Annotated in this window: 19 protein-coding genes and 1 tRNA gene; 5 read left to right on the forward strand and 15 right to left on the reverse strand. The window is 57.7% G+C overall.

What is annotated here, in order from left to right:
- Positions 1 to 25: 25 nt before the first annotated feature.
- The 12 genes from MWU55_RS13110 to MWU55_RS13165 form a co-directional block, all read right to left on the reverse strand.
- Entirely contained in the window at positions 26 to 1,207 is a 1,182-nt protein-coding gene (locus MWU55_RS13110) for a LysM peptidoglycan-binding domain-containing protein (protein ID WP_246936674.1), read from the reverse strand.
- 118 nt (positions 1,208 to 1,325) lie between these two features.
- The gene (locus MWU55_RS13115; protein WP_246936676.1) at positions 1,326 to 1,994 is read right to left on the reverse strand and encodes a protein-L-isoaspartate(D-aspartate) O-methyltransferase; all 669 of its coding nucleotides are present in this window, start codon (positions 1,992 to 1,994) and stop codon (positions 1,326 to 1,328) included.
- Complete coding sequence (surE, locus tag MWU55_RS13120) at positions 1,991 to 2,788, reverse strand: 5'/3'-nucleotidase SurE (protein WP_246936678.1); 798 nt, start codon at positions 2,786 to 2,788, stop codon at positions 1,991 to 1,993. The genes MWU55_RS13115 and surE overlap by 4 nt, the downstream gene beginning before the upstream one ends.
- 122 nt (positions 2,789 to 2,910) lie before the next feature.
- A complete protein-coding gene (locus MWU55_RS13125) occupies positions 2,911 to 3,564 on the reverse strand; it encodes an SDR family oxidoreductase (protein ID WP_246936680.1) in 654 nt (217 codons plus the stop codon).
- A 43-nt stretch (positions 3,565 to 3,607) separates the two neighbouring features.
- On the reverse strand, positions 3,608 to 5,059 hold the full coding sequence (gene purF, locus MWU55_RS13130) for an amidophosphoribosyltransferase (RefSeq protein ID WP_246937915.1): 1,452 nt from the start codon (positions 5,057 to 5,059) through the stop codon (positions 3,608 to 3,610).
- Positions 5,060 to 5,231: 172 nt separating this feature from the next.
- Positions 5,232 to 5,816: a CvpA family protein gene (locus tag MWU55_RS13135; RefSeq protein WP_246936682.1), complete on the reverse strand. Its 585-nt coding sequence runs from the start codon at positions 5,814 to 5,816 to the stop codon at positions 5,232 to 5,234.
- Between the two features lie 51 nt (positions 5,817 to 5,867).
- Complete coding sequence (radA, locus tag MWU55_RS13140) at positions 5,868 to 7,235, reverse strand: DNA repair protein RadA (RefSeq protein WP_246936684.1); 1,368 nt, start codon at positions 7,233 to 7,235, stop codon at positions 5,868 to 5,870.
- 55 nt (positions 7,236 to 7,290) lie between these two features.
- Positions 7,291 to 7,731 carry a paraquat-inducible protein A gene (locus tag MWU55_RS13145; RefSeq protein WP_246936686.1) on the reverse strand — a complete coding sequence of 147 codons (441 nt, stop codon included), beginning with the start codon at positions 7,729 to 7,731 and terminating at the stop codon, positions 7,291 to 7,293.
- A gap of 81 nt (positions 7,732 to 7,812) precedes the next feature.
- The gene (locus MWU55_RS13150; protein WP_246936687.1) at positions 7,813 to 8,559 is read right to left on the reverse strand and encodes an ABC transporter ATP-binding protein; all 747 of its coding nucleotides are present in this window, start codon (positions 8,557 to 8,559) and stop codon (positions 7,813 to 7,815) included.
- On the reverse strand, positions 8,556 to 9,341 hold the full coding sequence (locus MWU55_RS13155; protein ID WP_246936689.1) for an ABC transporter permease: 786 nt from the start codon (positions 9,339 to 9,341) through the stop codon (positions 8,556 to 8,558). Before MWU55_RS13155 ends, MWU55_RS13150 begins: the two co-directional genes overlap by 4 nt.
- Positions 9,338 to 10,387 (reverse strand): alanine racemase, encoded by a 1,050-nt coding sequence (gene alr / locus MWU55_RS13160; protein ID WP_246936691.1) that lies wholly within the window; start codon positions 10,385 to 10,387, stop codon positions 9,338 to 9,340. The genes MWU55_RS13155 and alr overlap by 4 nt, the downstream gene beginning before the upstream one ends.
- A 92-nt stretch (positions 10,388 to 10,479) precedes the next feature.
- Positions 10,480 to 11,694: a bifunctional alpha/beta hydrolase/OsmC family protein gene (locus tag MWU55_RS13165; protein ID WP_246936693.1), complete on the reverse strand. Its 1,215-nt coding sequence runs from the start codon at positions 11,692 to 11,694 to the stop codon at positions 10,480 to 10,482.
- Between the two features lie 243 nt (positions 11,695 to 11,937).
- Between MWU55_RS13165 and MWU55_RS13170 the strand changes: the two genes are divergently transcribed.
- Together MWU55_RS13170 and MWU55_RS13175 are read left to right on the forward strand one after the other, a co-directional pair.
- Positions 11,938 to 12,714 (forward strand): DUF3445 domain-containing protein, encoded by a 777-nt coding sequence (locus MWU55_RS13170; RefSeq protein ID WP_281501863.1) that lies wholly within the window; start codon positions 11,938 to 11,940, stop codon positions 12,712 to 12,714.
- A gap of 131 nt (positions 12,715 to 12,845) precedes the next feature.
- A complete protein-coding gene (locus MWU55_RS13175) occupies positions 12,846 to 13,121 on the forward strand; it encodes a hypothetical protein (protein WP_246936697.1) in 276 nt (91 codons plus the stop codon).
- Positions 13,122 to 13,289: 168 nt separating this feature from the next.
- On the opposite strand, the gene glnA is transcribed toward MWU55_RS13175, so the two are convergent.
- Entirely contained in the window at positions 13,290 to 14,696 is a 1,407-nt protein-coding gene (gene glnA, locus MWU55_RS13180; RefSeq protein ID WP_246936700.1) for a type I glutamate--ammonia ligase, read from the reverse strand.
- A gap of 35 nt (positions 14,697 to 14,731) precedes the next feature.
- Positions 14,732 to 15,070 carry a P-II family nitrogen regulator gene (locus MWU55_RS13185; RefSeq protein WP_246936701.1) on the reverse strand — a complete coding sequence of 113 codons (339 nt, stop codon included), beginning with the start codon at positions 15,068 to 15,070 and terminating at the stop codon, positions 14,732 to 14,734.
- A 167-nt stretch (positions 15,071 to 15,237) separates the two neighbouring features.
- Here MWU55_RS13185 and MWU55_RS13190 point away from each other — a divergent pair, with 167 nt between their 5' ends.
- The 3 genes from MWU55_RS13190 to tig all read left to right on the forward strand — a co-directional run bounded on the left by MWU55_RS13190 (position 15,238) and on the right by tig (position 18,446).
- Complete coding sequence (locus MWU55_RS13190) at positions 15,238 to 16,839, forward strand: NAD(P)H-hydrate dehydratase (RefSeq protein WP_246936704.1); 1,602 nt, start codon at positions 15,238 to 15,240, stop codon at positions 16,837 to 16,839.
- A gap of 168 nt (positions 16,840 to 17,007) precedes the next feature.
- A tRNA-Leu gene (locus tag MWU55_RS13195) sits at positions 17,008 to 17,092 on the forward strand.
- A gap of 22 nt (positions 17,093 to 17,114) precedes the next feature.
- A complete protein-coding gene (tig, locus tag MWU55_RS13200) occupies positions 17,115 to 18,446 on the forward strand; it encodes a trigger factor (RefSeq protein ID WP_246936706.1) in 1,332 nt (443 codons plus the stop codon).
- Between the two features lie 82 nt (positions 18,447 to 18,528).
- Here tig and MWU55_RS13205 read toward each other — a convergent pair whose 3' ends face one another.
- On the reverse strand, positions 18,529 to 19,026 hold the full coding sequence (locus MWU55_RS13205; RefSeq protein ID WP_246936708.1) for a lytic transglycosylase domain-containing protein: 498 nt from the start codon (positions 19,024 to 19,026) through the stop codon (positions 18,529 to 18,531).
- Positions 19,027 to 19,064: the final 38 nt, after the last annotated feature.

The raw sequence follows: 19,064 nt of genomic DNA on the forward strand, positions 1-19,064 counted from the left end.
ATCTTTAAGTCAGACCTAATCCAGATCAGTTCAGATACGGCATCGGGTCCACGGGTTCTGTGCCTTTGAAGACAAGGAACTGGATAGCGTTGTAGCGGTTCTTGGTCGCCACAGCGATTTGCTGACCACGTTTGACCTTCTGGCCCTTCTTCACCTTGATGCCAGCAATAAAGCTGTAGGCGGTTTGTGTACCATTCCCATGGTCAATCACTACGATCTCTTCGCCTTCGACATCTTTTGACACCAAGCGGACCGTCCCGCTTGCGGCGGCTTTCACGGCCTCTCCGGGTTTGGCAGAGATCAGGATGTAGCCGGCTTTCTCGGCATCAAACAGGCTTGTGACCTTGCCTGCCACGGGCAGCGCCATTCTGGCAGAGCTTGCCTTTGTTCGAGTGTCCGACAGCTTAGGAGCGTTCGGCGCTTTCGGGGCAGGTTGCTTGACCTCGTCCTTTGGAAGCGCCGCGGCTGCCGATGGTGGCGTCGGTGTGGCTGATCCCTGTCCGGGTTGAGAAATCCGGGTTTCTTTCACCGGTGCCGAAACTTTTACGGGGATCAGCAGGTGTTGACCCTCGCGCACGGTCAGGCTGGAGCCCAGACCGTTCCAATCAGCAAGGGAACGTACAGAGACGCCGTAGCTGCGGGCAATGGAATAGGCCGTTTCGCCACGCTGAACGCGGTGGCGGACGGGTTGCTGACCGGACACTTTGGGGGTTGATGTCGCACTGGACGTGTTTCCAGAACGGTCGATCGCATCGCCTGCCAATGTAGTGATATCAATCTCGCCTTCGGGCTTGATGACCCCGGCTGCCGGTTCTGCGACGCGGCGGGGCAGGGCCAGAAGCTCGCCATCGCGCAGGGGGGCATCCAATGCCAGTCCGTTATAGCGACCAAGTTCAGCAGGGTTCATGCCGATCCGTCCCGCCACTTTCGCAACGGTATCCCCACGCTTGGCCAAAGCGACCTGATAGCTGGGGTAGGAGATCACGCCGCGCGCGTCGGGCTGTGGCCGCTGTGCGGTGCCCACTGATTGCGCGGCTTGGCTGGTTGAAAGCTCGCCACCTGCAAGCCCCCTGAAATCCAGATCGAAATCGCCGCCGCAGGCGCTGAGGGCCAGCAGGGACCCAAGTAGGAGTGTTGTACGCGTTTTGGCCCCGGTGCGTGTTTCGGCACGGGGTTTCAGGCACGCAATTGTGCTGTGGAGTGGCATTGCTCGTCTTCCTCAATCCATGGGCCTGTTTCTCAGGCTCTGCATGTGACCCTTTTCGGGCCTTGTTATATTCTGGCTGGACTATCCCAACCTGATCCCGCCGTCGCGGGGAAAATTGCTATTCGCGCCCCAGCCCTTCCAATAGGGGAACGAACCGCACCGGCAGAAGCTCGTCATAGTCAAAACCTGTTTCGGTTCTTGTAACCTTAATCAGGCTCTGAACCGCATCGGACTGACCCACCGGTACAATCATGATACCGCCAACGGCCAGCTGCGCCAAGAGCGGACTGGGCGGGTCTTCGGCAGCAGCGGTGACAATGATGCGATCAAACGGCGCTTGATCGGGCAATCCACGCGATCCATCCCCGGTGATGGCGGTGATATTGTGCAAATCCATTTCTTCGAAAAGCTCGCGCGCTTCGGCGACCAGACGTCGATGGCGATCAATCGTGTAAACCCGACGTGCGAGCTTCGACAGGATGGCGGCCTGATAGCCAGACCCTGTTCCAAGTTCCAACACTTTGTCGCGGGGTGAAATGTCAGCGGCCTGCGTCATCAACCCGACTACAGATGGCTGCGAGATCGTCTGCCCGCAAGCGATCGGTAGCGGCATATCCTCGTAAGCGCGTTTGGCGAACACGCCGCGCACAAAGGGGCCGCGGTCAATTTCTTCCATCGCGGATAAAACGCGTGGGTTCGTTACGCCCTTTGAGCGTAGGGCAAACAGAAACTGCATCTTCTGCTCAGCGTCCCATGCCACCTGTGTTTGTCCGTCTGCCTGGCTCATGCAAACAGATCCTCAAGCGCGGAAAGCCTGTCATTGGCGGTCAGATCTGCCCGCATCGGCGTGACCGAAACATAGCCCTCAAGGTTCAGTGTCAGATCCATGCCCGGTTCGGAGGGGTTCGCTTGCGGTCCGCCTTTGATCCACAGGAATTTGCGGCCCGACGGGCTGTGATGGGCTTCGGTTCCAAAGAAGGCGTCATGGCGCCATCCTTGCGGTGCAGCGCGTACACCTTTCACAAGCTCAGACCCGATAGGCGGGAAATTGACGTTGTAAAACAACGGGTAGTTCGCCCCTTTGTCCCAGGGACCGGCTTCGATCAGTTTCTGCACAATCTCGGGTCCAAACCGTTCAGCGGCTTGAAATGGACTGTCCAGATCTTTGGTGCCCATGCCCATGTATTGCGACAGGGCAATGGCGGGCAGTCCTTGAAGTGCGGCCTCCATCGCGGCGCCCAGTGTGCCGGAATAGAGCGCATTTTCGGCCGAGTTGTTGCCTCGGTTTACACCCGAGATCACCAGGTCAGGCCGATCAGGCATCACGTCATAGAGCGCGGCTAGCACGCAATCGGCCGGGCTGCCTTCAGCGGCAAAACGACGGGGTTCAAGTTCGGCAATCATGAAGGGGCTGGTGTAGGAAATACAGTGCCCAACGCCTGATTGCTCAAAGGCAGGGGCGACGGTCCAGATCTCGGCCTTTTCGCCTGCCAGTTCCTGCGCGACCTGATTGGCAATTGCTTCGGCGACGATCAGCCCCGGCGCGTTAATCCCGTCGTCATTCGTGATAAGGATACGCATGATCCGCCCTTTCCGCCGTGCGGCCCTGTGTTTTCGGGCCTTTGGGAAATCAATAGGGCAGCTTGGCGCGCGCGGCAAGCATAGCGGGCAAGTCGACGGTCAGGAAAGTGAGGGCGTTGCGATCAAGCCAAACCGGCGTCAGCCAGAATGCGTTTGGCTTCGGCGTCCACGGGGGCAAGCGTGCTGCGATCTTCGCCGGGGAAGAACCGCCCGCGCATCGAGGTCGCCAAAGGCTTGGGTTCCGCGACGACCACGCGCGGGCCGATATTCGCGTTCTCGGCCGCCCAGCTGCGCACCATCGCGACTTGAGCCGCCTTGGTCGCGCCATAGCCTGCGAAGAACTTCTCGCCTGCATGGTCATCCGCGAAGAACAGTGCCGTGCTGTCATCCGTCATCAGCGCATTGACCATGAAGATCAGGTTGCGCGTGGCTTCTACATTGGTGTTCCACGCCTGCGTCCAGCCTTTGTCGTCCAGATCGGGCGTTGGCATCAAGGCAGGGCCGTAGATGGCAGCGTGTGCCCAGACGTCAATCGGTCCCCAGCGGTCATGGATTGACCGACACAGATGCGCCATCGCGTCCTTGTTGGTGATGTCCATCGGTGCCAGCGTGGCAGACCCACCGGCTGCCTTGATCTTGTCATCCAGCTCTTCCAATGCACCAGTGGTGCGGCCTACGGCCACGACGTGATGGGTTTTGGAAAGCTCCAGCGCAAGGGCGGCCCCAAGGCCACGGGATGCGCCAGTTACGAGGGCGATTTTCTGTGTGTCGGTCATAGGATCTGGGTCTCACGTAGGAGGCTCTGAGTAAGCGACGAATTCACTCCGCCGCCTTGATCTCGAACCCTTTTTCGATCTGGTCGGCAGGTGTCACCGGGTATTCGCCCGAGAAACACGCATCGCAATACTGTGGACAGTCGTTCTTGCGGCCTTCCGCCTCGCCAACCGCACGGTAAAGTCCATCGAGCGAGATGAATTTCAGGCTGTCGACTTTGAGGTGCGCACACATCTCGTCTTCGGTCATCTGGGCGGCCAGAAGCTTGTCGCGGTTGGGCGTGTCAACGCCATAGAAACAGGGCCATGCGGTGGGGGGCGACGCGATGCGGAAGTGGACTTCCTTGGCACCTGCATCTAGCAACATGTCCTTGATCTTACGTGTGGTGGTGCCGCGCACCACGCTGTCATCGACCAGCACAACCTTCTTGCCCTTGATCAGCGCGCGGTTCACGTTGAGCTTCAGGCGCACACCCATGTTGCGGATCTGCTCGGTCGGCTCAATAAAGGTCCGGCCCATATACTGGTTGCGGATGATCCCAAGCGCATAGGGAATGCCGCTTTCTTGGCTGTATCCGATGGCTGAGGGCACGCCGCTGTCCGGGATCGGGCAGACCAGATCAGCCTCGACCGGGGTTTCGCGGGCCAATTCCACGCCGATTTGGCGGCGGGTCTCATAGACGGAACGACCGCCATAAATGCTGTCAGGGCGCGAGAAATAGACGTGCTCGAAGATGCAGAACTTCGACGGCTGCGGACGGAAGGGGAAGCTGCTGTCGACACCTTGATCGGTGATGACCACCATTTCGCCCGGTTCGATCTCGCGGATAAACTCAGCACCGATGATGTCGAGCGCACAGGTTTCCGATGACAGAACCCAGCCTTCGCCAAGTTTGCCCAGAACCAGAGGGCGAACCCCATGCGGATCGCGCACGCCCATCAGTTTGGTGCGGGTCATGGCCACAACCGAGAACGCACCTTCGACACGGCGCAGCGCGTCTTCCATGCGTTCGGGGATGTTGCGTTGCAGGGAACGCGCCATCAGGTGAATGATACATTCACTGTCAGACGAGCTTTGGAAGATCGAGCCACGCTCGATCAGCTCGCGACGCAAGGCGTCGGCATTTGTGATGTTGCCGTTATGGGCGATGGCAGCCCCGCCCATGGAAAACTCGCCAAAGAAAGGCTGTACGTCACGGATAACGGCGCCTTTCGACCCGGCAGTGGAATAACGCACATGCCCAATGGCAAGCGGTCCCGGCAGGGTTTCCATCACGCTGGCCTTGGTGAAGTTGTCGCGCACATAGCCAAAGCGGCGGGCCGAGTTGAAGCCTTCTTCCGGATCGTGGCAGACGATGCCGCCCGCTTCTTGTCCGCGGTGTTGTAGCGCGTGCAGACCAAGTGCGACGAAGTTGGCTGCGTCTTTCAGGCCAATTACGCCGAAAACACCACATTCCTCCTTCAACTTGTCGTCATCAAACGGATGCGCAAATGGCATGGTTGAAGGGCAGGCAGGCGAGGTGTCGGACATGAGCAGCGGTCTCCGATTCCGTGGCGTTGGGCTTCTCTTACTGGACGGGCTGCGCCATGTCATCAAACTATCACAATCCATGTGCGTTTTTGTCTGGCCCAGAACGAAACAACGCGCCAGAAGGCGCGTTGTGAGGTGATCAGCTGCCGGTGTCTTCGGTGCTTGGCGTGCCGCCTGAGCATGTTCCGACAAGCTCTTCATACTTCTCGACGATCCAGCCGGGGGCGTCCTCGGGGATCTGTTCGTTGATGCTGTCTTGAGTGCGCGCAAAGATCTTGGCGGTGCGGCTGTCATCCACCATTGGGATCGTGTCCGTGGTGACGATGCGGTCATAAACCACCAAGGCAATGGCCACCAGGACAAGGCCACGCGCAACACCAAAGATGAAGCCAAGCGCCTGATCCAACCCACCAAGGGCCGAACGTTGTACCGCGGATGAGAACAATGGCGTGAAGATCGACACCAGAACCAGAGCAAGCGCAAACACACCTGCAAACGCTGCGATCATCGACAATTCACAGCTGTCTGAAATGAAATCCTTCAGAACCGGGATCTCTTTGATCAGTGGCAATGCGCGGGGCGCAAAAATATAGGCCAGAACCGCTGCGGCGACCCAGCCAAGGATTGACATGCCCTCGCGCACGAAGCCGCGCGAATACGCCAAGATCGCCGAGATCAGAATGACCGCTGCCACGATCCCATCAATCAGTGTGAAACCTTCCATCTTCGTCACTTCGGTTCGGGTCTGGGCCCGATACCGTCCCTGTTGTCGGGCCTATCCGGCCCCAAAAATATCTCCGACGAACCCGGTCAGGTCCGACATCTTCTGTATGTTCAGCCCGGATCCCGAGCCTGTCTTGCTGCGCGTTGGCGCGATTGCAGACGTGAAACCAAGTTTTTGGGCTTCTTTCAACCGGTTTTCGGTCTGTCCCACGGGTCTCAGGGCACCTGATAGACTGATTTCGCCAAAAACCACAGTGTCTTTGGGGATCGAGGCGTCCTCGCGCGCCGAGAGTAGCGCCGCCGCCACAGCCAGATCGGCTGCGGGTTCCGAGATTTTCATGCCGCCCGCGACGTTCAGATACACATCAAGCCCAGCAAAGGGGATGCCGCAGCGCGCTTCCAGTACGGCCAGTATCATGGCCAAACGTCCGCTGTCCCATCCGAGCACCGACCGGCGGGGTTGGGAATGGGGTGAAGGGGCCACAAGCGCTTGAAGTTCCACCAGAACTGGGCGTGTGCCCTCGATCCCTGCGAAAACAACAGATCCGGGGGCGGGGTCTTCGCGGTCGGATAAAAACAGCGCCGAGGGGTTCACAACCTCGGACAGGCCTGCGCCCGTCATTTCGAAGACGCCGATCTCGTCTGCTGGGCCGAACCGGTTTTTCACGGCGCGCAGAATGCGGAACTGATGGCCGCGCTCGCCTTCGAAATAGAGCACCGTGTCGACCATGTGCTCGACCACGCGCGGACCCGCGATTTGCCCTTCTTTGGTGACATGCCCGACCAGAACGACGGAAATACCGCGCTTTTTAGCGAAAGTTGTCAGCTCATGGGCGGCGGCGCGCACCTGACTGACCGATCCGGGGGCACTGTCCACATTGTCGGCCCACATGGTTTGAATCGAATCGATGATCGCAAGGGCAGGGCGTTCTGCATCCAAGGTCGTCATGATGTCGCGCAGGTTGGTTTCGGCTGCCAGCCGGACCGGAGCCTCTGTTAGGCCCAATCGCTGGGCGCGCATACGGACCTGCGCAGATGCTTCTTCGCCTGACACATAGATCGTGGGCAGACCAGCCTGTGCGAACCGGGCGGCGGCTTGAAGCAGCAATGTCGATTTCCCGATGCCGGGATCGCCACCCACAAGGATGGCTGATCCGGGCACCAGACCTCCGCCCAATACACGGTCCAATTCGCCCATACCGCATTCGGTGCGCGGGGGTGGGGCTTCTTCGGTTGACAGGTCGGTCAAGGCAACGGATGAACCGCGCTTTCCGCCCAAAGATTTCGAGGCAGGGCCAGCACTTAGCGGCGCGTCTTCAACAATCGTGTTCCATTCACCACAGGCTTCGCAGCGCCCCGACCATTTCGAGGAGCTGGCCCCGCAGGCCGAACAGGTGAAGATCTTTTGTGCTTTTGCCATTCGGAATTTCTGCCCGGTTGGTGCGCCTTACGCAAGGGGTTAGGCGATTGCCACGTCAGGCTTTTTGACGTTTCGCGGTTGCAAAGCTAAGTGCGATTGATGTCAGCACGCAGGCCGTGAACAGGTAGAGGCCCCAGCCGGTCTCGATCTTGGCAAGCCCGATGCCTTTGACCAGCACGATATAAAGCGCGATCAGGAAGATGTCGGCCATGGCGAGTTTTCCAAGGATGTTGAAGATAGGCAGCATCTTGCGGCGCATCATGCCGAACTGGATGAGCGCGAGGCCCAACACCTTCATGATCGGCGCGAAGACGGCGAAAAAGGTGACGAGCAGAGCGAGGACAACATCCGTGTCCCACAGGGCTTGCAGGCCCGAGATCACGCTGACCTCTTTCAAACCAAAGAGCGGTAAGTTGATGCCCGCCCGCATAAGCGGGGCGAACCACGCAATGGGGAAGGCGATGAGGAGGGCGAGGTTGAGGTAACGCAATTTCATGAGGACAATGAAAGCTCTCTTGATCGAAATCTCAAGTGGTGAATCCGGGGAGAAGTCTCGAAACCTTCCCGCTTGAACCCATTACCTCACTGCCTCAATCGGCCCTTCGGCACTCCCCGAAATAAACTGCGTCACGTAGGGATCGCCCGAGTTGTCCATGTCGCCCACCGGGCCGGTCCACTGAATTTTACCCCCGTGCAGCATTGCCACCTTGTCGGAGATCACGCGGACGGATGACATGTCGTGTGTGATGGTCATGGCGGTCGCGCCCATTTCGACGACGATCTCGCGGATCAGGTCGTTTATGACGCCGGACATGATCGGATCAAGGCCGGTGGTGGGTTCGTCAAAGAAGATGATCTCGGGCTCGGCGGCGATGGCGCGGGCAAGACCGACGCGTTTTTGCATGCCGCCTGACAGTTCCGCCGGGAAGAGGTCAGCCACGTCGGGCGTCAGACCCACGCGGCGCAGTTTCTCGATCGCGATCTCGCGGGCTTCTTCTTTGGGTTTGGCCAGCGATCCGCGCAGAAGGCGGAAGGCCACATTTTGCCAGACGGGCAAGCTGTCAAACAGAGCGCCACCTTGGAAAAGCATTCCGAAACGGGCAAGAAAGGCATCTCGCTCGACTTTGGACGTGTCTTCGCCATCCAGCGTGATCGTTCCGCTGTCCTGCACCATAAGGCCTAGAACGCATTTCAGAAGGACGGATTTGCCGGTGCCGGAGCCACCGATAATCACCATGCTTTCCCCACGGTTGATGGTCAGGTTTACCCCGTCCAACACGCGTTTCGGGCCAAAGGCTTTATGTACGTTTGTAAGTTCAATCATGTGGCAAAGAAGAAGCTGGTGAGCAGGAAGTTGGCGGCAAGGATCAGGACGGCTGCAGCCTCGACCGAGGTTTTTGTAGCACGACCGACGCCCTGTGCGCCACGGCCGGATCGCATGCCGTGGTAGCAGCCCATGACAGCGGCGATGAACCCAAAGGCCGCGCCTTTGATCAGCGACGATACTATGTCCGGGGTCTCAAGGAAGTTCCAAGTGTTGTTCAGATATGGGCCAGTGGCGAACCCAAGCTGCTGCGTGCCGACGATAAAGCCGCCCATGATCCCGATCACATCGCCGATGCCGACCAGAAGCGGCACGACCAATGTGGCGGCCAGCACGCGCGGGGCGGTCAGGTATTTCATCGGGTGGGTCGATAGGGTGACGAGAGCGTCGATCTGCTCGGTCACTTTCATGGTGGCGATTTCAGCGGCGATTGAGGACGTCACGCGTGCCGCAATCATTAAACCCACCAGCACCGGGCCAAGCTCGCGCACCATGCCGATGGCGACAATCTGGGGCACCACAGCCTCGGCCGAGAAACGTTGCCCGCCGGAATAGATCTGCAGCGCCAGCGCCGCACCTGTGAAAATTGCGGTCAGGCCCACCACGGGCAGGCTGAAATAGCCGATGTTCAGGATCGCGGTCAGAAGCTCGCGGGGATAGAAGGGGGGGCGGACAATGTGGCCGATGGATTGGCCTGCGAAGATTGCAACGCGCCCGACAAGGGCCAGAAACCCAAGCGTCACACGACCGATCGTGGCCAAGAGTTTGGTCAAAGCGTTCATGTGCGGCCTCTGGAATAGTGGCGGTTGTAGCGCGCGCCCAGCTGGGTCAAAAACTCGTATCCGATTGTGCCGGCAATTTCGGCCAGATCATCTACGGTCTGCTGTTTGGACAGCATCGTCAAGGCTTTTGGAGTGTCGCGGATGTGGGTGATGTCAACGCAGATCAAATCCATCGAGACGCGTCCCAAGATCGGGCAGGGAGTGTCTTCATGAAACATCACGGCGTGATTGGAAAGGTGACGGTTTAACCCATCTGCATAGCCGCCAGAAACGGTGGCCACTCGGGCTGGCTGTTCCGCTTTCCAAGCATTTGAATAGCCGACGGTTTCCCCGGCCGAAAGCTCGCGAATTTGAACGACGGGCAGGTCAAGATGAACGACTGTTTGTGCGTCCTCGAACGGCAGGCCGCCATAAAGGCCAATTCCGGGACGGGTCAGATCAAAATGATAGTCCGCGCCCAGAAGAATGCCACCCGTGGCCGCAATACTGCGCGGGACATCGATACCGTCCGTCATGTCGTGGAATGCGGACAGTTGCTGATGGTTCATCGGATGATCTGGATCATCCGCACAGGCCAAATGGCTCATGATCAGACGCGGGTTCTGCGGCAGAAGAATGTCGCGCAATGCCGACCATTCCCCCGGCTCCATACCCAATCGGTTCATTCCCGTGTCCAGCTGAATGCCAAACGGATGGCCGGGCAGGGCTTCAAGGTGGCGCGTGACCTGTTCGACCGAGTTCAGCATGGGCACCAGCCCAAGATCGTGGATCATATCGGTGTCGCCGGACATATGACCCGAGAAGACACTGATTTCAGGCCCGGGGCCAAGCGCTTCGCGCAGGGCGGCGCCTTCTTCGGCCACGGCCACAAAGAACCGACGTGTTCCAGCGGCTGCAAGGGCGCGTGCCACTTTGCCAGCGCCTAAACCATAGCCATCGGCTTTTACTACCGCAGCGGTTTGGACCTCTGCGCCGCTCATTGCATCCAGTGCGCGCCAGTTTGCGACCACTGCATCCAGATCTACTGTTAATCTGCCCGTACTCATAAAGGGGTTTTTGACGGGGTGGTGGCTCAGGTCAAGGTAAAAAGCGGTGCCAGTCGAGCAGCGTGCGGTTTTCCCCCGTGAACATCCAGTTGTCAGCCTGCCAGAACAGTCTCGATCTGACTGGAGTTCTCAAGTGTTCGATGGACGGGGCAACGGTCCGCGATTTCAAGCAGGCGTTGGCGTTGATCGGCATCCAGATCTCCGGTCAGGTGGATCTCGCGGCGGAAGGTGTCGATCCGGTTCTTCGCACCCGTTTCGGCATCCTGCGCGTGAACCTTATCATGACTGACTTCGACCCGAACATGGTCCAGAGGCCATCCTTTCCGCCGCGCATACATGCGGATGGTCATCGAGGTGCAAGCCCCTAATCCAGCTGACAAAAACCCGTAAGGTGACATGCCTTTGTTGGTGCCGCCATAGGCAAGGGGCTCGTCCGCCAGCGTGTGGTGATTGGGTCCTGACTGCACGTCTTGCAGGAAGCCCCGCGGGTCCGCCTCGGACACACGCACAATGCCTTCGGGCGCGCCGGGGGGCGGGGCTGGGGGGGTCAGATTGATGTATTTCGTGGCCCAAGTCGCAATAACATCCGCAACATACTCCGCGTCCGAGGCGCGGCTGATTAAGTGGTCGGCATCATCCAGCGTCACGAAGCTTTTAGGGTGTTTGGCCCCCATGAACAGCGTGGCTGCATTGTCGATCGAGACGATTTGATCGCGTGGGGCGTGAAGAACCAAAAGCGCGGCATTCAAAGACTTAAGCGCTTCGTCCAATTCAGTGCTTTGCACATCCTCAACAAACCCTGCACTTATGCGGAACGGACGTCCGCCCAAACACACTTCCGCTGCGCCTTCAGCTTGGATGCTGCTCAGCTCTTCTGCAAAGTTTTCAATGACATGTGATGGGTCGGCGGGTGCGCCGATGGTTACGACGCCTTGAATGCCGGCCAGATGCGTTGCCGCTTTGATCACAGCTGCGCCACCTAGGGAATGCCCAATCAATAGGCTGGGGGAAAGCCCGCGCGCGCTCAGGGCTTGGGCGGCGTTTTCCAGATCACGTACATTCGACGTGAAGCTTGTGTTCTCGAAATCCCCATCCGAGTGGCCAAGACCAGTGAAATCAAAGCGCAGCACCGCGATGCCAACGGCGGCAAGGCGGGCCGAAATACGTCGGGCTGCTGCGATATCTTTGCCGCAGGTGAAGCAATGGGCGAAGAGCGCAGTCGCCAAATGTGGACCGTCAGGAAGATCAAGGCGGGCGGCCAGGTCATGTCCGGCATGACCCGGGAAAGTGAACTTTTCGGTCGGCATGGGGGCTCCTGTCGCGATCGGAACTGCTGAATGGCTGGGCAATATGGTTGCCCGGCCAAGCGGTATTGAAGATTGGTTGGTTGCTCTAAACGTGGCGAAGTGGGTGCGTCTCAACAAGTGCGGTGTGGTTGTGTTCACGCAAGGGTGATGAGTTGTTTGATCAAGTGAAATGCGTGCCGGAAAGAGCTTGCGCGTTTCACAAGGGCTGCGCAAAGTCACCGAATACACTCAAGAGGCCTTTTGATGGTTGAGATTTGCCAGCAATATCTTCCGATTCTGCCATGGGCAGATCCGAAAACGGCGCGCCTTCCGGGACTGAATCCCATTGAATCCGGTCAATGGTTGCAAATTGATGACGCTTATAGTGCGCAAATGGCACACAGACTGTTTCTAATGCGGGAACATGGGAATCTCGTGCACAGGTTGTCCGAAACGGCGCAGCCTGCCGCCAAGGAACTGCTGGATGAAGTTCTTAAGGAACTGACTGGGCTGGAAGGATTTAGCCTGACCGATGAGGTCGTGACCTGTCCCGATGGCCGCGACGTTGAAATTGACCGCAATTCCCCGCTTTTTACACTTGGCTCTTTGGTTCAAGAAGACTTTGTGATCATGCAAAAACAAGGCGACGAGCACGTCATGACGGGCGCGATACTTTGTTTTCCGGCAAGCTGGCACATTGACCAGAAGTTTATGAAAACATTAGTAAAAATTCACGATCCTGTGGGTGAGTATACGCCCGATATCGCCCGTCGGGTGCAGCGGCTGTTTGATGGCATCCGGGTTGGGCGCCCCATGTGGCGGGCGAACTATCTGTCCTACAATGATCCGGAGTTGTTTCAGCCACGTCGTGAAGAGGAAAGACGAAGCTATGATGCCAGCCAACCCAGCTGGTTGCGGGTTGAGCGTCAGGGCATGAAACGCCTGCCGGAAACGCAAGCGGTCGTGTTCTCGATCCATACTTATGTGCTTCAAAAGCAAAGGTTAATCAGCTTAGGGGTAAAGCAACCTATAGGGGAATGATTAATGCTCCGATGGTATTGGTCGAGATATGCAACCTTGAAACAAAGCAATCTTCGTGCATAACAGTGGCGATGATCAGTATGTGCCCAGTCGGGTAAATTTCGCGAGTTAAAAAAGTGGAGCGGGAAATTATGAAAAAACTATCTTTGGTGATTGCAATCACCGCCTCAGGGTTAATGGCAGGCTGCGTCAGTAAAACTGCGTATGAAAGCAATCCTGTGCAAATCAAGACGCCGAAAGGTACCGTAACGTGTCAGCTGTATACGCGTGATCGCGTGCAGTGGGACGAGTCGATTGCCGTACCGGCAGGTATGACAAAGGCCGAAGGCGATGCATATTGCATTCAGGAAGGTCACCGTCAGTATCGTGGCGCGCATGATAGCGTGCGCACGGTTCCGAGTTCCTGAGCTGAGAAATACACCTGATTCAGACCTTGCCTGAGTAGAGATCTGAATTTCGGAAAAGGCGCCTTGTCGGGCGCCTTTTTTGTTTGGGAAAGCCATGTAGCTCGCGACAGGTCTTGAAACGAAAAGGGGCACCCGATTGGGTGCCCCTTTGTATTATGTCCTACGGTCTTAGCAGCTGTAGTAGAGCTGGTATTCAACCGGGTGTGGGGTGTGTTCGTAGGCATAGACCTCTTCCCATTTCAGGTCGATGTAACCCTGAATTTGGTCTTTGGTGAACACGTCGCCAGCGGTCAGGAAGTCGTTGTCGGCTTCCAAAGCTTCCAGAGCTTCGCGCAGCGATGCGCAAACGGTCGGGATGCCTTCCAGCTCTTCCGGCGGCAGGTCATAGAGGTTCTTGTCCTGCGCGGGACCCGGATCGATCTTGTTCTTGATGCCGTCAAGGCCAGCCATCAGAAGGGCAGCAAAGCACAGATAGGGGTTCGCGGCCGGATCGGGGAAACGAGCTTCCACGCGTTTGGCTTTCGGGCTTTCAGTCCACGGAATACGCACGCAACCCGACCGGTTCGAAGCCGAGTAGGCGCGCAGAACGGGGGCTTCAAAGCCCGGGATCAGACGCTTGTAGCTGTTGGTCGACGGGTTGGTGAAAGCGTTGAGGGTCTTGGCGTGCTTCAGGATGCCGCCGATGAACCACAGAGCTTCCTGCGACAGGTCAGCGTATTTGTCGCCTGCAAAAAGCGGTTTGCCGTCTTTCCAGATCGACATGTTTACGTGCATGCCGGTGCCGTTGTCGCCTGCGATCGGCTTGGGCATGAAGGTCGCGGTTTTGCCGTAAGCATGCGCCACATTGTGGATGATGTATTTGTACTTCTGCAGCTCGTCGGCCTGTTTGGTCAGGCTGTCAAAGATCAGACCCAGCTCGTGTTGGCACGAGGCCACTTCGTGGTGGTGCTTATCGGTTTTCATGCCGATGTTCTTCATCGTGGTCAGCATTTCCGAACGCAGATCTTGCGCGTCGTCAATCGGGTTCACGGGGAAGTAGCCGCCTTTGACGCCGGGACGGTGGCCAGTGTTGCCCATCTCGTACTCAGCGTCGGTGTTCCAAGCGGCGTCAACCGCATCAACCTCGAACGATACTTTATTCATGGTGTTCGAGAAACGAACGTCGTCAAACAGGAAGAACTCAGCTTCCGGACCCATGTAAGCCACGTCGCCGATGCCCGAAGACTTCAGGTAGGCTTCTGCTTTCTGGGCGGTGCCGCGCGGGTCACGACCGTAAGCTTCGCCAGTGTCAGGCTCGACGATCGAGCAGTGCAGACACATAGTTTTCTCAGCATAAAACGGGTCAACATAAGCGCTGTCCGTGTCGGGCATCAGTTTCATGTCCGAGCTTTCGATCGACTTCCAGCCGGCAATCGACGAGCCGTCGAACATAAAGCCTTCTTCAAGGAAGTCTTCGTCAACGAGGTCGCAATCCACGGTCACGTGCTGCAGCTTGCCGCGCACATCGGTGAAACGGATGTCGACATAGGCAATGTCTTCGTCCTTGATCTGTTTGAGTACGTCTTGAGCGCTCATATCAGGTTCCTTTGGTTCGTGTCTGTTCGTTAAGGTCAAAGAGCATCGTCGCCGGTTTCACCGGTTCGGATGCGAATGGCTTGTTCTACGGGCGAGACAAAGATCTTGCCGTCACCGATCTTGTCGGTCTTGGCCGCGTCGATGATCGCCTCGATGGCGTCTTCGACCTGATCGTCGGCCAGAACGATCTCGATCTTCACTTTGGGCAGGAAGTCGACGACATATTCAGCGCCACGGTAAAGTTCTGTGTGGCCTTTCTGACGGCCAAACCCTTTTACCTCGATCACTGAAAGACCTTGCACGCCGATGTCCTGCAGCGCTTCTTTCACTTCATCCAGCTTGAACGGCTTGATGATGGCTTCGATCTTTTTCATCTGCATGCCCCATGTGGTTGCTCGCGTTGCGACCCAAAGACCACTTTCCTATGGGCACGACAATTGGATAGGCTGACGCAGGGCGGCCTGTATTGGCTGATTTCCGGCTAATTGCACAAAAAATAGGCAGTTGGTTTAAGAATTGAGCATTTGGCGAAAGGCGAGCCATGACAGAACTGCTGACAGCGGCCCAAATGCGGGCAATTGAGCAAGCGGCCATCGACTCAGGCGAGGTCACCGGGCTTGAGCTGATGGAGCGCGCAGGCCGGGGCGTGGTCGAGGCGATTTTCGAGGAATGGCCCGAACTGGCAAAGACCTCTCATAAAGCTGTGGTGCTGTGCGGACCGGGCAACAATGGCGGCGACGGGTTTGTGGTGGCGCGGCTGTTGAAAGAATGGGGCTGGGAGGTCGAGGTGTTCCTGTATGGAGACGCCGAGAAACTGCCGCCAGATGCGCGGGTGAATTACGAGCGGTGGTGCGCGTTGGGGGAGGTCGAAGCTCTGCCGAAAAACTACGAACCTTCGCTGTGTCGCCCAGCAATTGTAGTGGATGCACTGTTTGGCACAGGTCTTACTCGTCCAATCGATGATATCAATTTTACGTTGTTAGATATGTGCGACTGCGTCGACGCAGGTTGCTATCGAAGCCCCGAGGACAGGGATGCGAACTGGCCTCCAATCGTGTCTGTCGATATTCCAAGTGGTTTGTGTAGTGATAGCGGAAAGGTCCTTGTTCCGCCGGATGGTGAACCGGATTTGTCTACAACGCTAGAAGCGATGGCAACTCTTGCCGATCTAACGGTTGCGTTTCATAGGGCTAAACTTGGACACCACTTGAATACAGGGGCTAAGCGGTCTCACAAATTGAAACTGGTCGACATAGGTTTACACTCTTGGCTAAAAGGATCGGCCAAGCAAACCGGTAGCCTACTTGGTTTAGATAAATACCGACATCGCAACGACCACAAATTCTCCCACGGCCACGCCCTCATTCTATCTGGCCCCTCCGGCAAAGGTGGAGCAGCCCGTCTTGCCGCCCGTGGAGCGCTGCGCATCGGGGCAGGGCTTGTCACCGTCGCTCCGACACCCGGCGCGCTTCAAGAGAACGCCGCGCGGTTGGAAGCAATTATGTTGTCTCCGGTGGGTGATGCGCAGGTGTTGCAGGCTGTGCTGGCGGATGAGCGGCTCAACGCGCTGTGCCTCGGCCCCGGATTGGGCGTAGAGCGTGCGCGGGATCTGGTGCCGGTGGGTTTGGCCGCAAAACGCGCGACAGTGCTGGATGCGGATGCTTTGACGGCGTTCAAGGACGATCCGTCCGTGCTGTTCGACATGCTGCATGAGAGCTGCGTGCTTACCCCTCATGCGGGCGAGTTCGCGCGGCTGTTTCCCGACATTGCCGAGAAGCTGGATGCTCCATCAACCAAAGGCCCGGCGTACTCTAAAGTGGACGCAACCCGAGAAGCCGCAGCGCGGGCAGGCTGTGTGGTGCTGTTCAAAGGGCCGGACACGGTGATCGCAGCCCCGGATGGCGCGTGCTCGGTCAACTCCGCCGCCTACGAACGCTCCGCACCGTGGCTCGCCACTGCCGGATCAGGCGATGTACTGGCGGGCTTTATTACTGGGCTGCTTGCGCGGGGATTCGGCCCTAAGCAGGCGGCAGAAACCGCCGCCTGGCTGCATGTGGAAGCGGCGCTTGAGTTTGGGCCGGGATTGATCGCGGAAGATTTGCCCGAACTATTGCCCGCAATCATGCGAAAACTCGGGGTCTGAACCCCGATAAGCGCGACTTTGACGGCATGACTTTGCCAACCGGGACAGAAATGCTGGATTTGCTGTGCTGACCTTGCGTTTTTCCTCTCGCATCCCGTGCGCACTGGTGCTAGAAGGGCGCGAATTTGGACGGCCCCGTCCCAAAAACGCGGGCCGTCCACGGTTTTAGCGGGTGTGGCGAAATTGGTAGACGCACCAGATTTAGGTTCTGGCGCCGCAAGGCGTGGGGGTTCAAGTCCCTCCACCCGCACCAAAATTGAAAGAAGGACGAGACGATGCAGGTCACCGAGACCCTGAACGAAGGTCTGAAACGCGGCTACAAGATCGTGGTTCCGGCCGCTGATCTGGACGCCAAGGTCAACGAAAAGCTGGTCGAAGCCCAGCCCGAAGTGGAAATGAAAGGTTTCCGCAAGGGTAAGGTTCCGATGGCTCTGCTGAAAAAGCAGTTTGGTCAGCGCCTGATGGGCGAAGCCATGCAGGAAGCTGTTGATGGCGCCATGAACAAACATTTCGAAGAATCGGGTGACCGTCCGGCCATGCAGCCTGACGTGAAGATGACCAACGAGGACTGGAAAGAAGGCGACGACGTTGAGATTGAAATGTCGTATGAAGCCCTTCCCGAGATCCCCGAGGTCGACCTGAAAGGCATCAAGCTTGAGAAGCTGGTTGTGAAAGCCGGTGAAGGCGAAGTTGACGAAGCGCTGGCCAACCTGGCCGAGACCGCTCAGGACTTCAAAGACCGCAAAAAAGGCACCAAGTCGAAAGACGGTGACCAGGTTGTGATCGACTTCCTTGGTAAAGTTGACGGCGAAGCCTTTGACGGTGGCGCTGCTGAAGATTACCCGCTGACGCTGGGTTCGGGTTCGTTCATTCCGGGCTTTGAAGAGCAGCTGGTTGGCGTAAAAGCCGGCGAAGAAAAAGAAGTCAAAGTGACTTTCCCTGCTGAATACGGCGCTGAGAACCTGGCTGGCAAAGACGCCGTGTTCGAATGCACCATCAAAGAGGTGAAAGAGCCCGTCGCTGCAGAAGTTAACGACGAGTTGGCCACCAAATTCGGTGCCGAAGATCTTGCTGGTCTGAAAGCTCAGATCGGTGAACGTCTGGAAGCAGAATTCGCTGGTGCGGCCCGCGCCGTTATGAAGCGTGGCCTGCTGGACGAGCTGGACAAGCTGGTTGATTTCGACCTGCCGCCGTCGCTGTTGGACGCAGAAGCTGGTCAGATCGCACATCAGCTGTGGCATGAAGAAAACCCGGACGTGGAAGGTCACGACCACCCGGAAATCGAAGCCACTGACGAACACAAGAAACTTGCCGGTCGCCGCGTGCGCCTTGGTCTGTTGCTCGCCGAACTGGGCCAGAAAGCCGAGATCGAAGTCACCGACGCCGAGATGACTCAGGCCGTGATGAACCAAGCCCGTCAATACCCGGGTCAGGAACGTCAGTTCTTTGAATTCGTTCAGCAAAACCCGCAGATGCGTCAGCAGCTGCAGGCGCCGATCTTCGAAGACAAGGTTGTAGACTACGTGTTTGAGCTGGCCAAGGTTTCTGAAAAAGAAGTCTCGAAAGACGATCTGCAGAAAGCCGTTGAGGCTCTGGAAGACGAATAAGTCTTACCGACAGACACTAAGAAGGCCGCTCCGATTTGAGCGGCCTTTTTTGTTGCGAGTTCAGGACGTGGGATTCAGGCCATCAGCCAGGTCGTAATCCAGTCTCGACCAAGAGACCCAAGCGCTTAGCCTCGTAGTAATACCCGCGGGCATACCACTTCATCGCACCGTCGATGTTGCCACCTGACACAAGGTAAGCCCCTTTCAGGTACTTCCCCGCGTACTTCAGGTTCACGTCGGGATCCAAAAGCTCATTCGCTGGGCCGCGATGACCCATTGTGCGGGCGGTTTGGGGTAGGATCTGCAGAAGTCCCCAATAAGGCCCGTTTCGCGCCCATGGGCGGTGTGTGCTTTCCCTCACGGCTTGCCGATGCACAAGTTCGCGTGGGATCTGGTAATGGTCGGCCCATTTGTTAATCAACGCGCGCAGCTCTGGCGTTTCGTTGGGGTACAGCGGTGGGTTGAACGCATCACTGGATTTGATGGGGCTGGGCGGCTCGGACCGATCCCGTCCCGAACAGGCACTTACTGCGAGTGCGGTGAAGGTCAGGATGGCGTGGCGTCGTGAAATCTGTGTCATGTGCGCGAGCATAGGCGGGCAAGGTGACGCCGGGTAGG

The sequence above is a fragment of the Aliiroseovarius sp. F20344 genome (assembly GCF_023016155.1).
Classification (GTDB): domain Bacteria; phylum Pseudomonadota; class Alphaproteobacteria; order Rhodobacterales; family Rhodobacteraceae; genus Aliiroseovarius.

Coding starts and splice junctions, on each gene's coding strand:
- MWU55_RS13110 (WP_246936674.1), bottom strand. CDS start 1,207: ATGCCACTCCACAGCACAATTGCGTGCCTGAAACCCCGTGCCGAAACA.
- MWU55_RS13115 (WP_246936676.1), bottom strand. CDS start 1,994: ATGAGCCAGGCAGACGGACAAACACAGGTGGCATGGGACGCTGAGCAG.
- surE (WP_246936678.1), bottom strand. CDS start 2,788: ATGCGTATCCTTATCACGAATGACGACGGGATTAACGCGCCGGGGCTG.
- MWU55_RS13125 (WP_246936680.1), bottom strand. CDS start 3,564: ATGACCGACACACAGAAAATCGCCCTCGTAACTGGCGCATCCCGTGGC.
- purF (WP_246937915.1), bottom strand. CDS start 5,059: ATGCCATTTGCGCATCCGTTTGATGACGACAAGTTGAAGGAGGAATGT.
- MWU55_RS13135 (WP_246936682.1), bottom strand. CDS start 5,816: ATGGAAGGTTTCACACTGATTGATGGGATCGTGGCAGCGGTCATTCTG.
- radA (WP_246936684.1), bottom strand. CDS start 7,235: ATGGCAAAAGCACAAAAGATCTTCACCTGTTCGGCCTGCGGGGCCAGC.
- MWU55_RS13145 (WP_246936686.1), bottom strand. CDS start 7,731: ATGAAATTGCGTTACCTCAACCTCGCCCTCCTCATCGCCTTCCCCATT.
- MWU55_RS13150 (WP_246936687.1), bottom strand. CDS start 8,559: ATGATTGAACTTACAAACGTACATAAAGCCTTTGGCCCGAAACGCGTG.
- MWU55_RS13155 (WP_246936689.1), bottom strand. CDS start 9,341: ATGAACGCTTTGACCAAACTCTTGGCCACGATCGGTCGTGTGACGCTT.
- alr (WP_246936691.1), bottom strand. CDS start 10,387: ATGAGTACGGGCAGATTAACAGTAGATCTGGATGCAGTGGTCGCAAAC.
- MWU55_RS13165 (WP_246936693.1), bottom strand. CDS start 11,694: ATGCCGACCGAAAAGTTCACTTTCCCGGGTCATGCCGGACATGACCTG.
- MWU55_RS13170 (WP_281501863.1), top strand. CDS start 11,938: ATGGTTGAGATTTGCCAGCAATATCTTCCGATTCTGCCATGGGCAGAT.
- MWU55_RS13175 (WP_246936697.1), top strand. CDS start 12,846: ATGAAAAAACTATCTTTGGTGATTGCAATCACCGCCTCAGGGTTAATG.
- glnA (WP_246936700.1), bottom strand. CDS start 14,696: ATGAGCGCTCAAGACGTACTCAAACAGATCAAGGACGAAGACATTGCC.
- MWU55_RS13185 (WP_246936701.1), bottom strand. CDS start 15,070: ATGAAAAAGATCGAAGCCATCATCAAGCCGTTCAAGCTGGATGAAGTG.
- MWU55_RS13190 (WP_246936704.1), top strand. CDS start 15,238: ATGACAGAACTGCTGACAGCGGCCCAAATGCGGGCAATTGAGCAAGCG.
- tig (WP_246936706.1), top strand. CDS start 17,115: ATGCAGGTCACCGAGACCCTGAACGAAGGTCTGAAACGCGGCTACAAG.
- MWU55_RS13205 (WP_246936708.1), bottom strand. CDS start 19,026: ATGACACAGATTTCACGACGCCACGCCATCCTGACCTTCACCGCACTC.